Here is a 17,185-nt window from a genome sequence, read left to right on the forward strand (position 1 = left end):
GGCGAACGCCTTGTCCTCGTCGGCCTGCAGCATCTTCTCGCCGATCAGCACGAACAACAGATTGTTCAGCTGCGGCGAGACCTGAATGCTCATCGAAGGCGCTCCGATCCTTCACCGTCGGTGCCCACCGTGAGCGTGCTTTCCGTCGGCGGATCGACCGGGCGACGCCCCGGACGGACAGGCGCGACGAGCGCCACCGCGGGGGCGGAGGACGGAGGACCGGGACGGTCGGAAGACGCGTGTGCTGGGAACATGGCGGGAGTGATCTTCGGCCACACCGGCGACACGCAGGCCAATGGCAGTCAACGGCTTGATGACGTGAGGTGACTGTTCACCGACCCGTCACCCACACCTGGCCACCGGCCAGATGGCAGTACATCGCGCTTCACCCGCGACAAGATTCCTGAACCCGCCGCTCCCGGCTGCGGCGCCGGCCGGCCGGCAGCGGCACGGGCGGCTCGACGCCGTTGACCTCGGCGGTCAGCGTGAGGCGCAGCAGCCTGTCGGTGTCGCGGCAGGGCTCCAGCTCGTCGGCGCTGACCAGGTACGGGCCGAGGGTGGTGGCAGTGTCCTTGCCCTTGCAGGGGCCGAGGCCGACCTTCATCTCCGCCGACTGGAGGTCGCGGGCGGACCAGTCGTTGAAGACGGTGCAGCCGACGATGCGCTCGCGGGCCTGTGCGGGGGTGAGGTCGCGCCCTCACGGCCGATGACGGCGGCGACCTCCAGCTCGAAGTCCAGTACGGACGGTAGCGATCGGCGGGCTTGTCGAATCTGGTCGAGATCGCGCGGAACTGCTTGAGGCGGGCGAAACGTCGTTCGACCACGTTGCGGTCGCGGTGCGGACGTGGCTCGTCCGACAGACAGGTGCACCGACCGAGCTTGTCTGCGGCCGCAGACGGCGACCCCATCGGGACGGGGCGATGCGACGGAGGTCGGAAATGGCCGCGACGTACCATCGCAGTGAAGGCGAAGCGCCAGGCCGAGATTCCGGCACCGGTGTGAGGGAAGGGGCAGGATGTTCGGTTCGAAGAGGAAACTCAACGATCTGATGGCGCAGCTCAGACCCGACCTGAGTCGGGAATCGCTCGGCGTCGGGCCCGACTTCCCGGGCGTCGCCCCGAACCCGCTCCTGAGCAGTGATGCACGGAAGCGCAATGCGGAACTGCGTACGGGGGCGCTCGCGCTCGGCGTTCTCGTCGACTGGCGGGAGGTCAACAACAACCCACGCGTGATCCTGATGTTCGACGTGGAGACCGCCGACGGCATCTCGTTCCGCGGTATCGCAGACGAAGACCTCACGATCACCGAGCTCACCCGACTCGCCCCAGGACAGACGTTGCCCGTGCGCTACCGGCCGGCCGTCATGGACCACTGCGTCGCCCTTGCCCGGGACGCGGACCCCGCCCACGTGCAGCAGCTCTCTGACGAGATCGCGAGCCGCAAGCGGACCTGACCCGAAGCCATTGGCCCTAGGCTGGGGGCGTGAACTACAGCGACCTCGAGGCGGACATTCTCCGGCTGGTCGTCGGGGCCACCGAGGGCGGGGCTCGTGTCTTCGGAGAGGAGACGGTCACTCGTCTGGTGCGGCCGGAGCTGCTCGGCGGTGCCACCGAGGACGAACTCACCGAAGACGCCCGGACGGCACTTGGCGACGCCTGCGCGAACATCCTGACCATCAGTGCCGCCGAGCTGCAGGACAAGCTCGCGACGATCTATGACGGCATCCTGGTCGATGACGATCTGGACACCGGAGTCCTCACCGTCATCAGCGCGTTGGCGCATTGGCAGAGTTACTTGGAGCACCACCGGCGCGGCGAACTCTACGAACTCGCCATCCGTTCCATCGAGGACATCGACCACGAGGTCTCCGCCGATCTCGACGACTTCCTCGCCACACCCGAGATGGCCGCCGAGCACGAGCGCATCCGCCGGCTGCTGGAGCCCGCCGCGGGGGCAGCGGCACCGGACCCACTGCACGCGGTCCAGGAATCCAGCCCGTGACCTTCCCCGTCCGCCCCGAGCCGCAGCACTCTCCGGCCGTGTCCCATCCGGGTCTCTGCCGTTGCCTCGGTGGCGGAGTGCCGAGTTCGCTGATTACCGCAACGGAAGACCGCGCCTGCCGCGCCGGCAACTTCCCTCCCCGGGCTGGGCGCTCTCGCCGGTTCCCGCTCGCTGTGGCCGGGTGGCCTTCTACGAGCCGGTGCAAGGATCCCGAACTGCTGGAACGGATCACCGCACGGCGTGCGGAACTGGACGAACTCGAATAACAGATGGCCAAGCAGCTGGCGAAGGTACGGTCCGAGCGGGACGAACTCGCCGTCGCCGAGCGGATCCTCGAGCAGGTGAGCGAGCAACTCGCCGACGAGCGCACCGAGGCCGCGCCAGCGCCTCGGCCACCGTGGTCGACGACACGGCCGCCCTGCTCGGCACCACCGACGGCCTGCTCATGCCGCACGGCGTCATCAGCGACTTCTGCGCCACCGACCTCTACGACGACCGCTGGATGTTCCTGGTGGCCGACGACCATCCGAGCGTCGACGGCCGGCTCACCCGCGAGGACCTGGTCCGGCTGCCGTGGGTGACGTACCAGCGCACCTACGACGCACCGGCCGTGCGGCAGCTCGGCATGCTCGGTGTCGAGCCACGCGTCGAGGTCTCCGTCGACAGTTTCCAGCTACTGCCGCTGCTGGTCGCCGGCACCCGTCGTATCGCCCTCGTCCAGGCACGTCTGGCCCGGCTGCTCGCACCGATCGCCGCGGTGCGGCTGGTGGACCCGCCGTACGAGGCGGTGCCGCTGCGGGAGGCCCTGTGGTGGCACCCCGTGCACACCCACGACGCCGCACACATCTGGCTGCGCGAGACAGCCGCACGGGTCGGGGCGAGCCTGCCCCGGACGCACGACGGGCAGCCGCCGGACGTCGGCGTCCATGGCGGCGCCCGCACCACCTGAGCGCGGCGCCCGACGCGCCGTGAGCGGCACTGACACAGAACGTCAACTGATTGATTCTCAGGGGACTGGTCGCTGTCCCGCTCCTGCGTAGGGTTTCAAGGGAGGCGGCAGTGCGGTGTTCGCGCACTCCGTCCGTTGCCGCGCCGAGCGTTCCGGCGCATCCACGACAGAAGGAAACACAGCTATGCGCGCCCTTGTGGTCGATCACGGTGAGGCCGGGCCCGTCCGGTTCGCCGATGTCGATGAGCCCGTACCGGCCCGCGACGAGGCGTTGGTCGAGATACGGCACATCAGTCTCAACTTCGGAGAGCTCAACTACGTGGACCAGTGGCCGGCCGGTGCCGTGCACGGTCACGACGCGGCCGGCGTCGTGGTGCGCGCCGCGTCCGACGGGTCGGGGCCGTCCGAAGGCACCCGCGTGGCCGTGGGCATGGCTCCCCACGCGTGGGCGGAGCGGGTGGCGGTCGGTCCCGCCTCGCTCGGCATCGTCCCCGCGGGTGTGGACCTGGCCGACGCGGCCGCGCTGGGCATCGCCGGAGTCACCGCTCTGCGGGTGCTGCGCAAGCGTTCCCTGCTGGCGCGCGACGTCCTGGTCACCGGCGCCAGCGGGGGCGTGGGGCACTTCGCGGTCCAGATGGCGGCGCTGGCGGGCGCCCGGGTGACGGCCCTCGTCGGGTCGCCGGACCGGACCGCCGGACTCCGCGACCTCGGCGCCGACCAGGTCCTGACCGACCTGGCCGGGACCGAGAACCGGTTCGACCTCGTCCTGGACACGGTCGGCGGGCCGCTGGTGGCCCAGGCGTTCAGCGCCCTCGCCGAGGGCGGCACCATCCACCTGGTCGGTTACTCCTCGGGGCAGGACACCACGTTCCCGGCCGGGACCTTGTTCGGCTTCGGCGAACCCCGCTCCGTCGCCACCTACGGCGACATGACGCCGACCAGCGCTGAGCTGACGGATCTGCTGGGCCTCATGGCCGCCGGGAGGCTCTCGGCACCGGTCGGACTGCGGGGCGACTGGCGGGACGTGGACGACGCCGTCCAGGCGCTGTTCGCGCGGAAGGTACCGGGAAAGGTGGTCCTCGACGTGACCTGAGGCCCGCGGCGAGGACGGACATGCCGCCCGCCGGTGGGCGGTTCGCGGCGGTGGACGAGAATGGACCCATGGACGTGCTGGCGGAGGTCTTGCGTGTTTCGGGTGCGCGCGGGGCGCTCGGAGTCATGCTGAAGGCCGGCGGAACCTGGGGCCTGTGGCTGGACACCTACCCGGGAGCGGCACTGCACGTGGTGTCCCGCGGCACGATGTGGCTGCACGTCACCGGCGAGAAACCGCTTCAGGTGCGGGCCGGGGACGCCGTCCTGGTACCGCCGGGCACCGCGCACGGGATAGCCGGCGCCGCCGGCGTGACAATGGGTTCCTGCGACCGTGCGGCGGCGGCCCGGGCCTTTGGCGAGGGCCGGGCCATGCGGCTGGGCTCGGCACCGGCGGAGACGGAAGTGATCGTCCTGCACTATGAGCAGGACCCGGCGGTGAACACCCCCGTGCTCACCGCCCTCGCCCAGCCGATGCACGTCACAGCCGGCCAGAACGCGCAGTTCAGCAGGACCGTCGAACTCCTCACCGCGGAACTCGCGCAACCCCAGATCGGCACCACCGCCGCCGTCAACAGCATCGTCGACCTCCTGCTCGTCCAGTTCGTACGCGCCTGGCTGGCCCGCCACCCGCAGGAGCGGTCCGGGTCCTGGCTGGGAGCGATGCGTGATCCGGTCGTCCGCGACGCCCTGGCACGGGTCCACGCCCAGCCGGAACACCCCTGGACCACGGGGGCGCTGGCCGCCGCGACGAGCGTCTCCCGGGCGACGCTGACCAGACACTTCCGGTCCGCCCTCGGACAGACTCCGGGCGCGTACGTCACGCAGTGGCGCATCGACCTGGCATCGGTCCGGCTCCGCGACACCCGTGAGCCGGTCGAGTCGATCTCGTACGCGGTCGGCTACGCCTCGCCGCACGCTTTCAACCGTGCCTTCCGGCGTGCCCGAGGCATGCCCCCGGGCGAATACCGTTCCCGGCTCCGCACCGGACGCTCCGGCAAGCCCTAACCGCCGCGAGTACGGACCACCACCGCGTCCGCCCGCCGCTCGACCCGTACCTGCCAGACCCGGCCGGAGACGGCGGCAGTGCGGGCCGAGTCCGGGCCGGCTCCCACCTCGATCTCCGCGGGGTGAACCTCGGCCAGCCGGGACACGTGCTCCTGGACCGCGATCCGGGCGGTCCGCTCGGGCAGCGGCAGCCCGGGCGGCAGCCGGTAGATCCGGTCGGTGGAGCCGGGAAGGAAGTCGAACCGGCGGACCGTGTCGAGGGCGAGCGTGGTGACCCCGTCGCGCGTGCTGGACAGACCGGCCGTGGCGACGCACCGGAGCCCGGTCGCGAAGGCCCGCCGGTCCGGCGGGGACACCCGGTCGATCCCCGGCAGCCGCACCAGGAGCTCCACCAGCCGGAACCGGGCCACGACCCGGCCCGCCACCTGGACCTGCGCGTCGATCACCGGCATCAGCCGCTGCCCCTGGTCGAACCCGGCGAACCGCGCCTCGACGCGTACTTCGCCCTCAGTGGGCAGCGGTTCGTACAGGTCCAGCCAGGGCAGCCGGTGCGGGTACCCGACCATGTCGCGGGTCAGGTCCGGGATCCAGCGCCACAGTGACTGGGACGGGACGGCGTGCAGGAAGCCGTCGAGCAGGCCCTGCCCGAGTTCGCCGAACGGCGCGGTGACCAGCCCGGCGTCGAGCACCGCGCTGGCACCGGCCGGCCCGACCGACAGCGAGGTGAGGCAGCGCAGCGCCGGTCCGTGGAACAGTTCCCCGGACTGGTACGGGTCCGGCTGCGGCAGCCCGTCGGGCACCGGCGGCAGCGGCTCGGGGGGCGGCCCGGGGCCCCCGGCCGGCGCGGTGGCCTCGGCGACCACGTCGTACCGGGAGCGCGCGCCGGCCTCCTGCCGGACGGACAGGCGGACCGCGGTGCCGCCGTCCGGCGCGGGCCCGGCGTCGGTACGGACCCGGACCGGTCCGGGCAGCGCCAGCCAGCGGTGCAGCCGCACCTCGCGCAGTGCGGTGACGGGCCGTCCGGTGAGCCGGGACGCGGCGGTGGCGAGCTGGTCCACCGTGGTCATCATCGGCACCGCCGGCACCGCGTGGTTGGGGCGGTGGTCGTCCAGCCAGGTGTCGACGGCCGGATCCAGGGTGAGTTCGCGGACCGCCGGGTCGCCGTCGACCACCCGGACCCCGATCCCCGGCAGGTGGTAGACCCGCCGGCCGTCGACCCAGAGCCAGGCCTCGGCCCGTACGTACCGGCCGCGCGCGTCGGTCCCGTACGCGGTGATCTCGGCCTCGAAGGTCACCAGCGCGTCGGCGGGCACCACCTGCCCCCGGTACAGCCAGCGCACCTGCTGGCCGACGGCCACGGACTCGAACCGGGGGTCGGTCATCCCGGCCCCGGCGTCGCGTTCGGCCAGGTACCACTGGAGCAGTTGGACCACGCCCTCGAGGCCGAGCGAGCCGGGCTGCACCGGGTCGGTGAAGAAGTGCGCGCGGAAGTACCAGTCCCCGGCGTCTACCACCCGTTCGGCCCGCAGCCGCCCCAGGCCGGCCGCGCCCGCCCCGGGCCAGTACCCGGTGATCCGGTCCAGCATGAGCAGCATCGGCCCGGGCAGCCGCAGCGAGCCGCGGCCGTGCCGCCCGGGCCGCTCCCGCAGCTCCACCACCCGGTCGCAGGGGGCGGCCAGCCGGGCGCGTTCGGCGTCGGTGGGCGGCAGCCCCGGCTGGTGGCCGAACGCCGCCGCCGGGAAGTAACCGAACACCGTGGACAGTTCCATGACCGGGGCCCGGCCGCCGTCCCCGTCGACCGCCTCGCAGCCGACCTCGAAGGAGACGAGGGTGACGCCGTCGAACTCCGACAGGGACCGCAGCTCGACCCTGGTCCGCAGCGCCCGGGTCCCGGCCGGGACCTCCCGCAGCACGGTGCCGGTCCCCTGGAGGTTGCGGAAGAGCAACTCGGGGGCGTTGGCCGGCTTGGGCACCAGCAGACTCGCGGCCATCCCGCACGGTTGCAGGACCACCTCGTTCAGCACCGCGAACGGCATCACCGGGGCGCCGTTCTGCTCGAAGTACCAGACCTGCTCCGGTACGTCGTACTCGGCGACCAGCCAGGACCCCGGCGCGGGCCGGTCCGGTTCGAGGCCGGCGGCGACCACACGGGTGACGAACAGGTACGGCGGCCCGGGCAGCCGGGCACAGCGCCTGCCGTCGTCGTACGGGGCCCCGCGGACGCCGAACGCGGTGCTGGGGCGGCCCCAGGCGGCGGCCAGCATCCGCGGGTGGTCGAGGGCCGCCCCGGCGACGGTGACCGCCCGCGGGTCGGGACCGGCGTCGCGCAGACCGCCCAGCGCCGGGAGCGGAACGGGGTCGCCGCTGGTCTGAACGGCCGGCGGGCCCAGCTGACGCCAGTGCTCCAGGGGCCAGTCCGGGACCAGCCGCAGTCCCATCGCGGCGACGTGGAAGGCCGGCAGACCGTCCACCGTGCACAGCACTTCGGCGCGCAGGGTGGGCCACGGACCCGCGGAGAGCGCGCTGACGAACACCTCGTAGCGCAGCCGACGGCTGCGCGGGGTGACCTGTCCCCGGCAGCGCATCCGGTAGGGCTCGCCGGGCACCGGTTCGAACCGCCAGCCGTCCCGGTCGACGGTGAAGCCCAGCGCGGTCAGATAGAACGCCATCGCCTGCAGGCAGCCCTCGAACATCAGGGTGCCCGGCATGCAGGGATCGTGGTGGAAGTGGCCTTCGAAGAACCAGTCGTCGGGCCGGACCGCGCTCTCCGCGCGCAGGTAGCCGCGGCCCCAGGGGCCCCCGGCGGGGTCGAGTTCCGTCACCTCGTCCAGCAGCCGCAGCCGCCCCGCGCCCGCGACCGGGGTCCGCACATGGGCGCGGGTGGCGTCCCAGCCGGGGCCGAAGCACCCCGCGGGCCGGCCCGCGGCGAGGGCGCGTACCGCGTCGGGGCCGAAGGCGGCGGCGGGCGGTGCGAGGGCCGGCGGGTCGGCTGCTCCCTGCGGCGGCGCTCCCGGCGACCAGCGCACGCCGTCGGAGCCGGCGAGTTCCGCGTCGGTGAAGAAGCCGGCCTGCCCCTCGCGCACCGACAGCCGCAGCTCGTCGCCGACGTAGCAGTCGTTGCGGAAGAAGAACAGCCGTGCGCCCTCGTGTTCGGCGTGGCCCTCGACATGGATCTCGTACCGCAGGGTCTGGCCGGCGGCCGGCGGCGGCCCGTGGTAGGTGACCTCGCAGCCCAGCAGCCGGTAGACCCGGTCGCCGTGGTCCAGCAGGTCCACCCCGAGCCGGCTGATCAGCAGCAGGTCGGCCTGGCCGGCCTCGATGAACAGACCGGCGGGCATCCGGCCGGCCGGATCCAGGTACCAGGCGTCCGCGGCCACGTCGGTCTCGGTGTGGACCGTGCCGGCGGACATCGACCCGGGCTCCGCGTCGAGCCGGGTGACCCGGTCCACCAGGAGCATCGGGGGGCGCGGCAGCCGGGTCTGCCGGTGTCTGCCGTCCTGCGCGCGGAACGCGGGACCGAACACGTCGGAGATCCGCCCGTGCGCCAGGTACTCCAGCGTGGCGCGGTCGAGTGGCAGCGCGAGCCGGTGGGGTTGATGGGGTTGTCGTGGTTGGTGGGGTTGTCTGGGGACTGACCGCGAGGGCGGCGGAAAGGGCGCGGCCGGTGCGCGGGACGGGCGTGGTGGGGCCACCGGCTGCGGCGCGGCGTGAGCGGTGGCACGGGTGGTCACCGCGTCGGTCACCAGGCGCCGGGTGCGCAGGAACTCCGCGTGCGACCCGGACTGCCGCTCCAGGTAGTCCTGCTGGGCGGCGGCGAGCCGGGCGTGCTGGGCGGCGGCCAGGGCCACCCACGGGGGAACGGGCCCGGCCGCCGTGCCCGGCAGGGCGGCGGTCCCTGTCCCTGGGCCGGCGTCCGCCGCGTCCGGGGGAGCGAGCGCCGGACTGCCGTCCCCCGGCCCGGCGGGTGCCGATGGCGGGGGCAGGAACGGCGCGGGCTTCATCACCTGCCGGTGCGGCGGGCCGGGTTCGGGCAGCCGAATGGCCGGAGGGTGCGCCGCCACCGTGACCGACGCCTCGGGGACCGGCGGCAGGCACGCGGCCGCCGTGAGCCGGTCGAACAAAGGGGCGGGATCCGGGCAGACCCCGGCGGCGGTCAGTTCGGCCACCGCGTCGCACAGCCGCACCAGGCTGCCGTCCGGCGCGTCGAGCGCCACGGCCAGGTGGTCACGGCCGGCCAGAATCCGCCGGATCGCCCGGGTGCGGTGCGCCTGCGGGCCGTGCTCGACGAACACCCGCACGCCGTCCGCCCACGCCCGCTCGATCACCCGCGGGTAGTCCAGGGTGCCGGTCATCTGGGTGAGCAGGGCGTCGGCGACACCGTCCGGGTCGTCGACCGGGTACGGCCTGCCCGTCGCCGCGCTGTAGAAGCGGATCCCCGGCGGCGGACCGACCGGCCGGCGGTGCAGCGCGCGGAACCCGGCCGCGGCCTCGGCCGCCGCCGGGGCGTGCGCCACCATCCGGTACCCGTCGGACAGCGCGAGCCCGGGGCCGACCCGGGTCAGCACCCGCCGGCAGGCCGCCTCCAGTCCGCCGATCACACAGGTGTCCGGGGCGTCCACCGCGAGCAGGTGGGCCAGCGGCTCGCCGGCCAGGGCGGCGCGCACCTCGGCGGGGGCCGCGTGCACCAGGTACTCGCTCCAGGTCCCCTCCTCGACCCCGTGCCGGCGCCAGAAGCGGTGCGCGGCGCGGAACTCCCCGGCCAGCTCGGCGCGGAACACCTCGCTCGCGGACACCTCCTCGTACATCCCGGCCGCGTCGGACCAGACGCCCAGCACGATCAGCGCCGTGGACTCACCGGAGGAGAAGCCGATCGCGGCGTCCGGACGCAGTCCGAGCAGCCCCCGGGTGATCTCGCTGTGCAGGGCGGAGAGTTCCGTGGTGGCCCGGACACGGGCCATGACCGGTACGAGGCCGCCAACGCTGGCGGCATGCGCGGGTTGCACGGGCGGGCCGACGGGTGCGGCGACGCCCGCCTCGGTGCCGCGACCGCGCAGGGCGAGCCGTAACTCCGCCCCGCACTCCGGGTAACCGGCCTGGCCGCTGGGGAAGACGAAGGCCGTCTCCCCGCCCACGGGCGCGTCCCGGTAGGCGATCCGGTCCGGGCGCGGCCCACCGTCGGCCAGCCAGCGGCGGGCCTGCGCCAGCCGCGCGGGCAGGGACTCGGCGACCTGGTCCACCACGACCACGAGCCGCGCCGGACCGGCCCCGGACTCCCGGCCGGCGGCCAGCGCGGCCAGCACCTCGGCACGGTCGGCACCGGAGAAGACGTGCGAGCGGGGCGCCACCGGGGACCAGGCGGCGGGCGGGCCCGCCGGACGCAGCCGCACCGATGCCGGCGGGGCGTCCAGCACCGTCACCCGGGCACGGGCGGTGAGTGGCGCGTCGGCCGGCACCGCGGGCGCGCCCGGCCGGGGCACCGCCTGGTGCCGGACCGCGATCGCGGCCACCGCCACCGCGAGCGCCCCGTGCGCGGCGTGCGCGACGCCGAACAGGTCACCGTGGTCATACCGGGGGGCGGGGGAGCCGGGGCCGGGGGTGTCGGGCCCGGAGGCGGGGGTGTCGCAGCCGTCCCCGACCAGCAGGTCCACCGGCGTCTCCGGGTCGCCGTCGCCGTCCCCGTCCAGCAGCGCGATCACCTGGTCGCCGTCGCGTTCGGCGTCCGCGAGGCGTTTCAGCACCAGGACCACGGCCACGTCTCCGCCGGGCCGGTGATCGCCCAGGGCCCGCAGCGCGGCCCGGTGCACCGGCTCGTGGGAGAGGTCGACCGCACCGGCCAGCACCGCGTCGGCCTCCCCGGTACGCAGCGCCCGGGCCCCCAGTTCGAGGGCGACCAGGCCGGACGCCTCCTCGGCGCAGACGACATGACCGGGGCCGCGCAGGCCCAACTGCACGTTGATCCGGTGGGCGACGAGGTTGGGCATCGTGCCGGACACGGTCGCGGGCACCACCGATGTCCGGACCGCGTCGGGCCAGTCGGGCGTCGGAGCGGGCCCGCCGCGGCGGGTGGTCCAGCCGGCCGCGCGCCAGCGGGCGAGGCACCGCGCGGCCTCCGGGTCCGGGCCCATGCCCAGCAGGACCATGGTCCGGTCGGACGGCAGCCGGGTGCCGGCAGCGGCCTCCCGGGCGGCCTCCAGCACGAGGACCTGCTGCGGCAGCGTCTCGGCGAGGTCGGCCGGGGGAAAACGCAGCCCGCTCGCGGCGACCTCGATCGAGGAGCGGGGCCCGCGGTCGGGCACACCGCTCAGGACGGCGTGGCACAGGTCCCGGTACCCGGTGCCGCTCCCGGCCCTGGCGCCGATGGCCACGATCGCGATCGCCACCCGCCGGTCCGGCCGGGACCCGGCCGGACCGGGCGCCGGGACGGACCCGGTGCGGCCTGGCTCCCAGGCGTCGATCACCAGGTGCGCGTTGGCTCCGCCGAACCCGAACGCGCTGACCGCGGCCCGCCGTCGCCCCGGCCACTCCTCGGCCGCGCGCAGCAGCCGCAGCGGGGTTCCCGCGAGCACGTCCAGCGGCGCGTCGGCGTGCAGGGTGGGCGGCCGGATCCCGGCGCCGAGCGCGCCGAGCACCTTGAGCAGCCCGGCGCCGCCCGCCGCTGTCAGCGGGTGTCCCAGGTTGGACTTGACCGACCCGACCGGCACGTCGGCCGCGTCGGCGAACACCTCGCGCAGCACCAGCGCCTCGGCCAGGTCCCCGCCGGGCGTGCCCGGCGCGTGGCACTCGACCAGCGACACCGTCCGCGGTGCGCATCCGGCCGCGCGGTAGGCGGCGCGCACGGCGCGCTCCTGGCCGGCCCGGTCCGGGGCCAGCAGACCGCCGCCGGCCCCGTCGTTGCTCAGTCCGATGCCCCGGATCACCCCCAGGACCGGCAGCTCCCGGGCGACCGCGTCCCGCAGCCGGGCCAGGGCGAACAGGACCGCGCCCTCCGCGGGCACCAGACCGTCCGCGTCCCGGTGGAAGGGGCGGCTGCGGCCGGACCCGCTCATCGCGGTCAGCGCGCAGAACCCCTGGTGGATGAAGAGGTTGTCGGCGGCGGCCACCGCCCCGGCGAGGATCAGGTCGGCGCTGCCGTCCCGCAGCCGGTCGCAGCCCGCCTTGACGGCGTACAGCGAGGAGGCGCAGGCGGCGTCCAGGGCGTAGCCGCCGGCGCCGAGTCCGAGCGCGCGGGCGGCCAGGTGGGCGGGGAGCCCGCCGCCGAACCGGTTGCGGGGATCGGGCCGGGGTCCGTCCGGAAAACCTGGCCGGTCCTGCCCGGACAGCCAGACGTGCTCGGCGAACCGGGCCATGGCCGTGGTCGGGTAGGCCAGATTGCCCAGGACCAGACCGGCGCGGGACAAGCCGACCCGGTCCGCGCCGGCCTCGCGCAGCGCTTGCCGCCCGGCGTGCAGCACCCAGCGGAACGCCCGGTCCAGCGGAGCGATGTCGGCCGGGGCCAGCGCGAACCCCGTAGGGTCGAACACCTCGTCGAAGCCGTGGACGTAGCCCCCGGTGTCGGTCCAGATCCGGTCCGGGTCGCCGGGCGCGCCCAGCACCCTGGACGGGGGCACGTCCCAGCGCTGGTCGGGCAGCGCCGACAGCGCGGACCGGCCGGCGACGACACCGGCCCAGAACGTCTCCGGGTCGAGCGCACCCGGCAGCACGCAGCCCCGCCCGACGATCGCGACCGGCTCGACGCCCGCCGCGCAACTCCGCGTAGAGGACGGGGAGGACGGGGTGGGCGAGGGCGGCAGCGGGGACACCGGTTCCGGTGGGCGCATCGGTGGCTCATCCCTCGGTCAGGTCGGGCCGGTGGATCAGCTCCACCCCGAGCAGTTCGGCCAGTGGTGTGCCGTCCTCGGCCAATACGGCCGCGTCGCACTCGGCGGACACCCGGTCGGCCCGCCGTGCCGTCACGACGACCTGAGCGGCACCCCAGTCCTGGCCGGCCCGGTGGATCCGGCACTCGCGCACGGACACCGGCAGCGCGGCCCCGGTGGCGCTCCGCGCCGCCCAGCCGACGGCGAGTTGGAGCGCGCCGTCCAGCGCCGCGACGTCCACCGCCCAGGGCACGGCCTCCCACGGCCCGGTGTCCCGGACGCGCAGCGCGGCCCGGCCGCCGTCCGCGCACAGCCGGACCTGGTCGAGGACCTGGAACGCCGGACCGTGGAAGAGGACCCGCCCGTCGTACGGTTCCGGCACCGGTTCGAGTCCGAGCGGATCCGCGGCCGCCCAGTGGCCCGGGGCCGGGCACCGGCCGGCGACGGCCACCGCACCGGCGTACGACGTGCCGGCGGCGCTCAGTTCGACGGCGAGGCCACCCGGCCGTGCGGGCTCCGCGGGGCTCGGCCGGCCGTGCAGCAGCAGCCTCGGCTCCTGTTCCGGCAGTTCGATCCGGCGGCGTACCCGCAGGTCGTGCAGGACCACCGGGCCGGCGTCCGGCCGCCAGGACCGGACCAGGGCCGTGAACCAGTGGACCAGGACGGCGACCGGGACCACCGCCGTGCCGTCGATCCGGTGGTCGTCCAGGAGCGCGTACGCGGGACGCGCGGGCGTCACCTCGGCGGCCGGCCCCGGCCCGGCCGGACCGTTGTCGAAGGCCGGGCCTCCGGCGGTGAGCAGCACCCGCGCGGGACCCGCCGGGTCGGCGAGTTCGGCCACGAACGCCCGCGCGCCGGCGGCCGGTTCGATCAGCCCGACGCCGGCGGCACGGAACCGTTCCGCGAGCGTCCGGGTGACCATGCCACCGTCCCAGGGCCCCCACGCCACCGAGCGGGTCAGGCAGCCGGGGTGCGCCGCCGCGTACGCGGAGAGCAGGTGGTCGACGGCGGTGTTGGCCATCGCGTAGTCGGCCTGTCCGGGACTGCCGAACACCCCGGACACCGAGCTGAAGGCCACCAGCACCTCCAGCGGATCATCTTCGGTGGCGGCCAGCAGCGCGCGCAGCCCCGCCACCTTCGTGGACCACACCCGGCTGAACTGCTCGTCGGTCTTCGCGCCGATCAGCCGGTCCGCGATCACCCCGGCGCCGTGCACCACCGCGGTGACCGGCCCCCACTCCCGGCGCACCTGGGCCAGGGCGGCCCGCAGCGCGGGCTCGTCCTGGATGTCCACGCTCACGTAACGCGCCGTCGAACCGCTCTGCCGCAGCGCGTGCAGCGTCTGCCGGATCTCCCGTACCGCCAGCACCCGCCGTGCCTCGGCGGCGAGTTCGGCGGGCCCGTCGGCGTGCGTGCCGCTCGCGGCGAGCGCCCGCACCAACTCCGCCTCGTCGACGGCGCCGGCCAGCCCCGGGTGTTCCTCGGTCAGCGCGGTACGCCCGAGCAGGACGAGTCTGGGCCGGTGGGCGGCGGCGAGTGCGCGGACCGCCTCGGCGGTGACACCGCGCCCGCCCCCGGTGACCACGACCACCGACTCGGCGGTGACCCGGGGCAGGGGCGGGCCCGGTTCGACGGGACCGGGCAGGGGAACCGTCCGGCTCCCATCGGCCGGCAGTCCGACCGTCACCGCCGGCCCGCCCCCGACGAGTTCGGCGGCGATCGCGGACGCCACCTCCTGGTCGCCGCGTCCGGCCCGCGCGCAGTCGATCGCCTTCACGGCGGCCGAGGGCCACTCCAGGGCGGCGGTCCGGGCCAGGGCGGCCGGCGCGCCGCGAACCGGGTGGTCACCGCCTCCGCTCAGCCCGAAGTCGCCCCCGGTGTCCTGCACGGTGACCAGGACACCGCCGTCCGCGCGCAGCCGGCCGGCCAGTTCCCGGGCCACCGCGAAAGCGGCCAGCGGGTCGTCACCCTGGTCCAGCAGCACCACGGAGCGGGCGTCGGACGGCACCTCCGTCACGACCCGCGCCGGTACGTCGTACGCCGCCAGCTCCTGGACCAGCAGCGTGGCCACCTGGGTCGAGTCGCCGACCACGAGGACCTCCCGGTCGCGCAGCCCCGCCAGAGCCAGCCCGGCCGGCGCCGAGGGCACGGCCCGCACCGCCCGCCGGACCGGGGCGGACGACTCCGGGGCGGCGGCCACCGCGGACTCCACCCCGGACCGCACCGGCTCGGTGGTGCCCCCCGCCCGGTCCGCCATCTCGGCCACCTTGTCCGAGATCTCCCGCAGCGTACGGAGCGAGGCCAGCTCGGACAGGTCGGCGGCGGGCAGTTCACCGACGCGCTCGCGGATCCGCGACAGGATCTCGACCTTCTTGATCGAGTCGATGCCCAGGTCGGTCTCCAGCTCCATGTCCGGGTTGATGATGTCCGCCGGGTAACCGGTGCGTTCGGCGACCACCTGAAGCAGCAACGCGCCGATCGACTCGGCGTCCAGCGCCGGCGCGGACAGGGCTAGAGGGGCTGAAGGGGCCGGCACCGGCGTCGCGTCCACGGTGGGAGGCGGTGCCATCACGGCCGGCGCGGTACCCGCGGATTCGGCTTCGAGCGGCGCGCGGGGCGGCGGCGGCCCGGTGACCACATGTGCCGAAGGGCCGCCGACGGCAACCGGCTCGGTGACCGGACCGGGCAGCGGACCGGCCCCGCCTCCGGTGGCGGCACGGACACCGGCCGCGCCGAGCAGGGCCTCCATCGAGGCGTGCGCGGTCCGCAGATAGAGCTGGTGGTTCTCCGCGGTGACCCGCTGGTAGGTGGCGTGTGCCTCGGCGCTCTGCCGCTGCGCCTCGGCCAGCAGCGACAGCCAGTCCGAGGAAGGCGCGGCGACGGCATGAACCACGGAAGCCGGAGAAACCTCAGGACCTGGAGAAACTTCAGACGCCGGAGGAGCAACAGGAGCTGGAGGAACAACAGGCTGCGAGGGAGCCGAGGGAGCCGGGGCAACCGCAGGCCCGGACGGCGCCGCCTCCGCCGAAGTCCCGCCCACCTCACGGACGTTGCCACCATTGATCATGATCGTCATCCGCGGTTTCCTCTCCTGGGCGTGCGCATCGGCGTGCTCGGCGCCGGACTCGGGGACCGGACCGTGTCCCTCCCACAGCGCGGTCAGGTCCATGGGCACCCCGCGCACCGCGGCCCGCCCCAGCCCGTCGTAGAACGCGGCCAGCGCGTGCTGCCCGGGCCGGTCCAGGCTGATCGCGTCGTGCGTTCGGTCGCCGAGGACCGCCCCGGTCAGCCCGGTCAGGGTGGTGCCGGGGCCGACCTCGACGAAGGTGCGCACCCCGGCCGCGTACATCGCCTCCACCACGTCCCGGAACCGCACCGGCGCGGTCAGCTGGGCGGCGACCCGGCCGCGTACGGCGGCCGGGTCGGCCGGGTAGGGGGCCGCGTCGGCGCCCGCGTACACAGGGAGCGCCGGCGGGCGCACCGTGACGTCGGCCAGGAAGCGGGTGAGCGGCGCGGTCGCGGCGGCGACCGGCGGGCTGTGGAACGCGGCGGCGGCGTTCAGCCGGCGGGTGAGCACCCCGTCCCCGGCGAACCGGTCCGTCACGGCGCGCAGCGCGTCGTCCGTGCCGGCCAGCACGACCTGCCGGGGCGCGTTGTGGTTGGCGACCCACACGCCGTCCACCTCGGCCACCACCGGCTCGACCCGTTCCAGCGGGGCGTTGACCGCGACCATGCCGCCGGGGACGGTGGCCGCGTCCCGCATCAGTTCTCCCCGCCGCCGGGCCAGCCGGACCAGCGTGGCCGCGTCGAAGCAGCCCGCGGCGTGCAGCGCGGTGAGTTCGCCGAAGCTGTGGCCCGCGACGCAGTCCGGCGTCAGGTTCAGCCGGGCCAGCACGGCCAGCAGGGCCAGACCGTGCGCGGCGAGCGCCGGCTGCGCCACCTCGGTGGCGGTCAGCGCGGCCTCCTGGGCGGCCCGGTCCGCCTCGTCGAACACCGGGGCCGGGAACACCTCCCGGTGCACCGGCAGGACCGCCGCGACCGCGTCCCAGGCGTCCCGGGCCGGTGCGTGGTGGACGGCGAGTTCCGCGCCCATGCCCACGTACTGCGCGCCCTGGCCGGGAAAGAGGAATCCGATACGGCCGGGGTCGGCGTCGCCGGTGGCGAAGTGGGCCCGCGGCGCGGAGAACGGCTCACCGGCCTCGATCCGGCCGGCCAGCGCGTCCAGCCGCCCGGCCAGGTCGGTGGCGTCGTCGGCGACCACGGCCAGCCGCGCCCCGTGCCC

At 75.0% G+C, this 17,185-nt stretch carries 6 protein-coding genes and 3 pseudogenes; 5 read left to right on the plus strand and 4 right to left on the minus strand.

Features of this window, described 5'->3' with window-relative positions:
* Nucleotides 1-463: 463 nt before the first annotated feature.
* Nucleotides 464-744: pseudogene (locus AB0G32_RS39110) on the minus strand (fumarylacetoacetate hydrolase family protein); the annotation flags it as partial.
* Nucleotides 744-839, minus strand: a pseudogene (locus AB0G32_RS39115) (IS5/IS1182 family transposase); the annotation flags it as partial. The pseudogenes AB0G32_RS39115 and AB0G32_RS39110, both read right to left, overlap by 1 nt.
* 176 nt (nucleotides 840-1,015) lie before the next feature.
* Here AB0G32_RS39115 and AB0G32_RS39120 point away from each other — a divergent pair.
* From AB0G32_RS39120 to AB0G32_RS39140, 5 genes and pseudogenes are all read left to right on the plus strand, one after another.
* Nucleotides 1,016-1,453: a hypothetical protein gene (locus AB0G32_RS39120; protein ID WP_361175369.1), complete on the plus strand. Its 438-nt coding sequence runs from the start codon at nucleotides 1,016-1,018 to the stop codon at nucleotides 1,451-1,453.
* A 29-nt stretch (nucleotides 1,454-1,482) separates the two neighbouring features.
* Nucleotides 1,483-2,001, plus strand: coding sequence for a hypothetical protein (locus AB0G32_RS39125; RefSeq protein WP_361175372.1), 519 nt, complete (start codon nucleotides 1,483-1,485; stop codon nucleotides 1,999-2,001).
* A 394-nt stretch (nucleotides 2,002-2,395) separates the two neighbouring features.
* Nucleotides 2,396-2,950, plus strand: a pseudogene (locus AB0G32_RS39130) (LysR substrate-binding domain-containing protein); the annotation flags it as partial.
* Nucleotides 2,951-3,134: 184 nt separating this feature from the next.
* Entirely contained in the window at nucleotides 3,135-4,043 is a 909-nt protein-coding gene (locus AB0G32_RS39135) for a zinc-binding dehydrogenase (RefSeq protein ID WP_361175375.1), read from the plus strand.
* A 68-nt stretch (nucleotides 4,044-4,111) separates the two neighbouring features.
* On the plus strand, nucleotides 4,112-5,047 hold the full coding sequence (locus AB0G32_RS39140; RefSeq protein ID WP_361175378.1) for an AraC family transcriptional regulator: 936 nt from the start codon (nucleotides 4,112-4,114) through the stop codon (nucleotides 5,045-5,047).
* Here AB0G32_RS39140 and AB0G32_RS39145 read toward each other — a convergent pair.
* Nucleotides 5,044-12,864, minus strand: a complete 7,821-nt coding sequence (locus tag AB0G32_RS39145; protein ID WP_361175383.1) for a beta-ketoacyl synthase N-terminal-like domain-containing protein — start codon at nucleotides 12,862-12,864, stop codon at nucleotides 5,044-5,046. The genes AB0G32_RS39140 and AB0G32_RS39145 overlap by 4 nt on opposite strands.
* A gap of 7 nt (nucleotides 12,865-12,871) precedes the next feature.
* Nucleotides 12,872-17,185, minus strand: a 4,314-nt coding sequence (locus tag AB0G32_RS39150; RefSeq protein WP_361175386.1) for an SDR family NAD(P)-dependent oxidoreductase, incomplete at its 5' end; no start/stop codon positions are given.

It is taken from the genome of Streptomyces sp. NPDC023723 (genome assembly GCF_040639815.1).
In the GTDB taxonomy this organism is placed as follows: Bacteria; Actinomycetota; Actinomycetes; order Streptomycetales; family Streptomycetaceae; genus Streptomyces.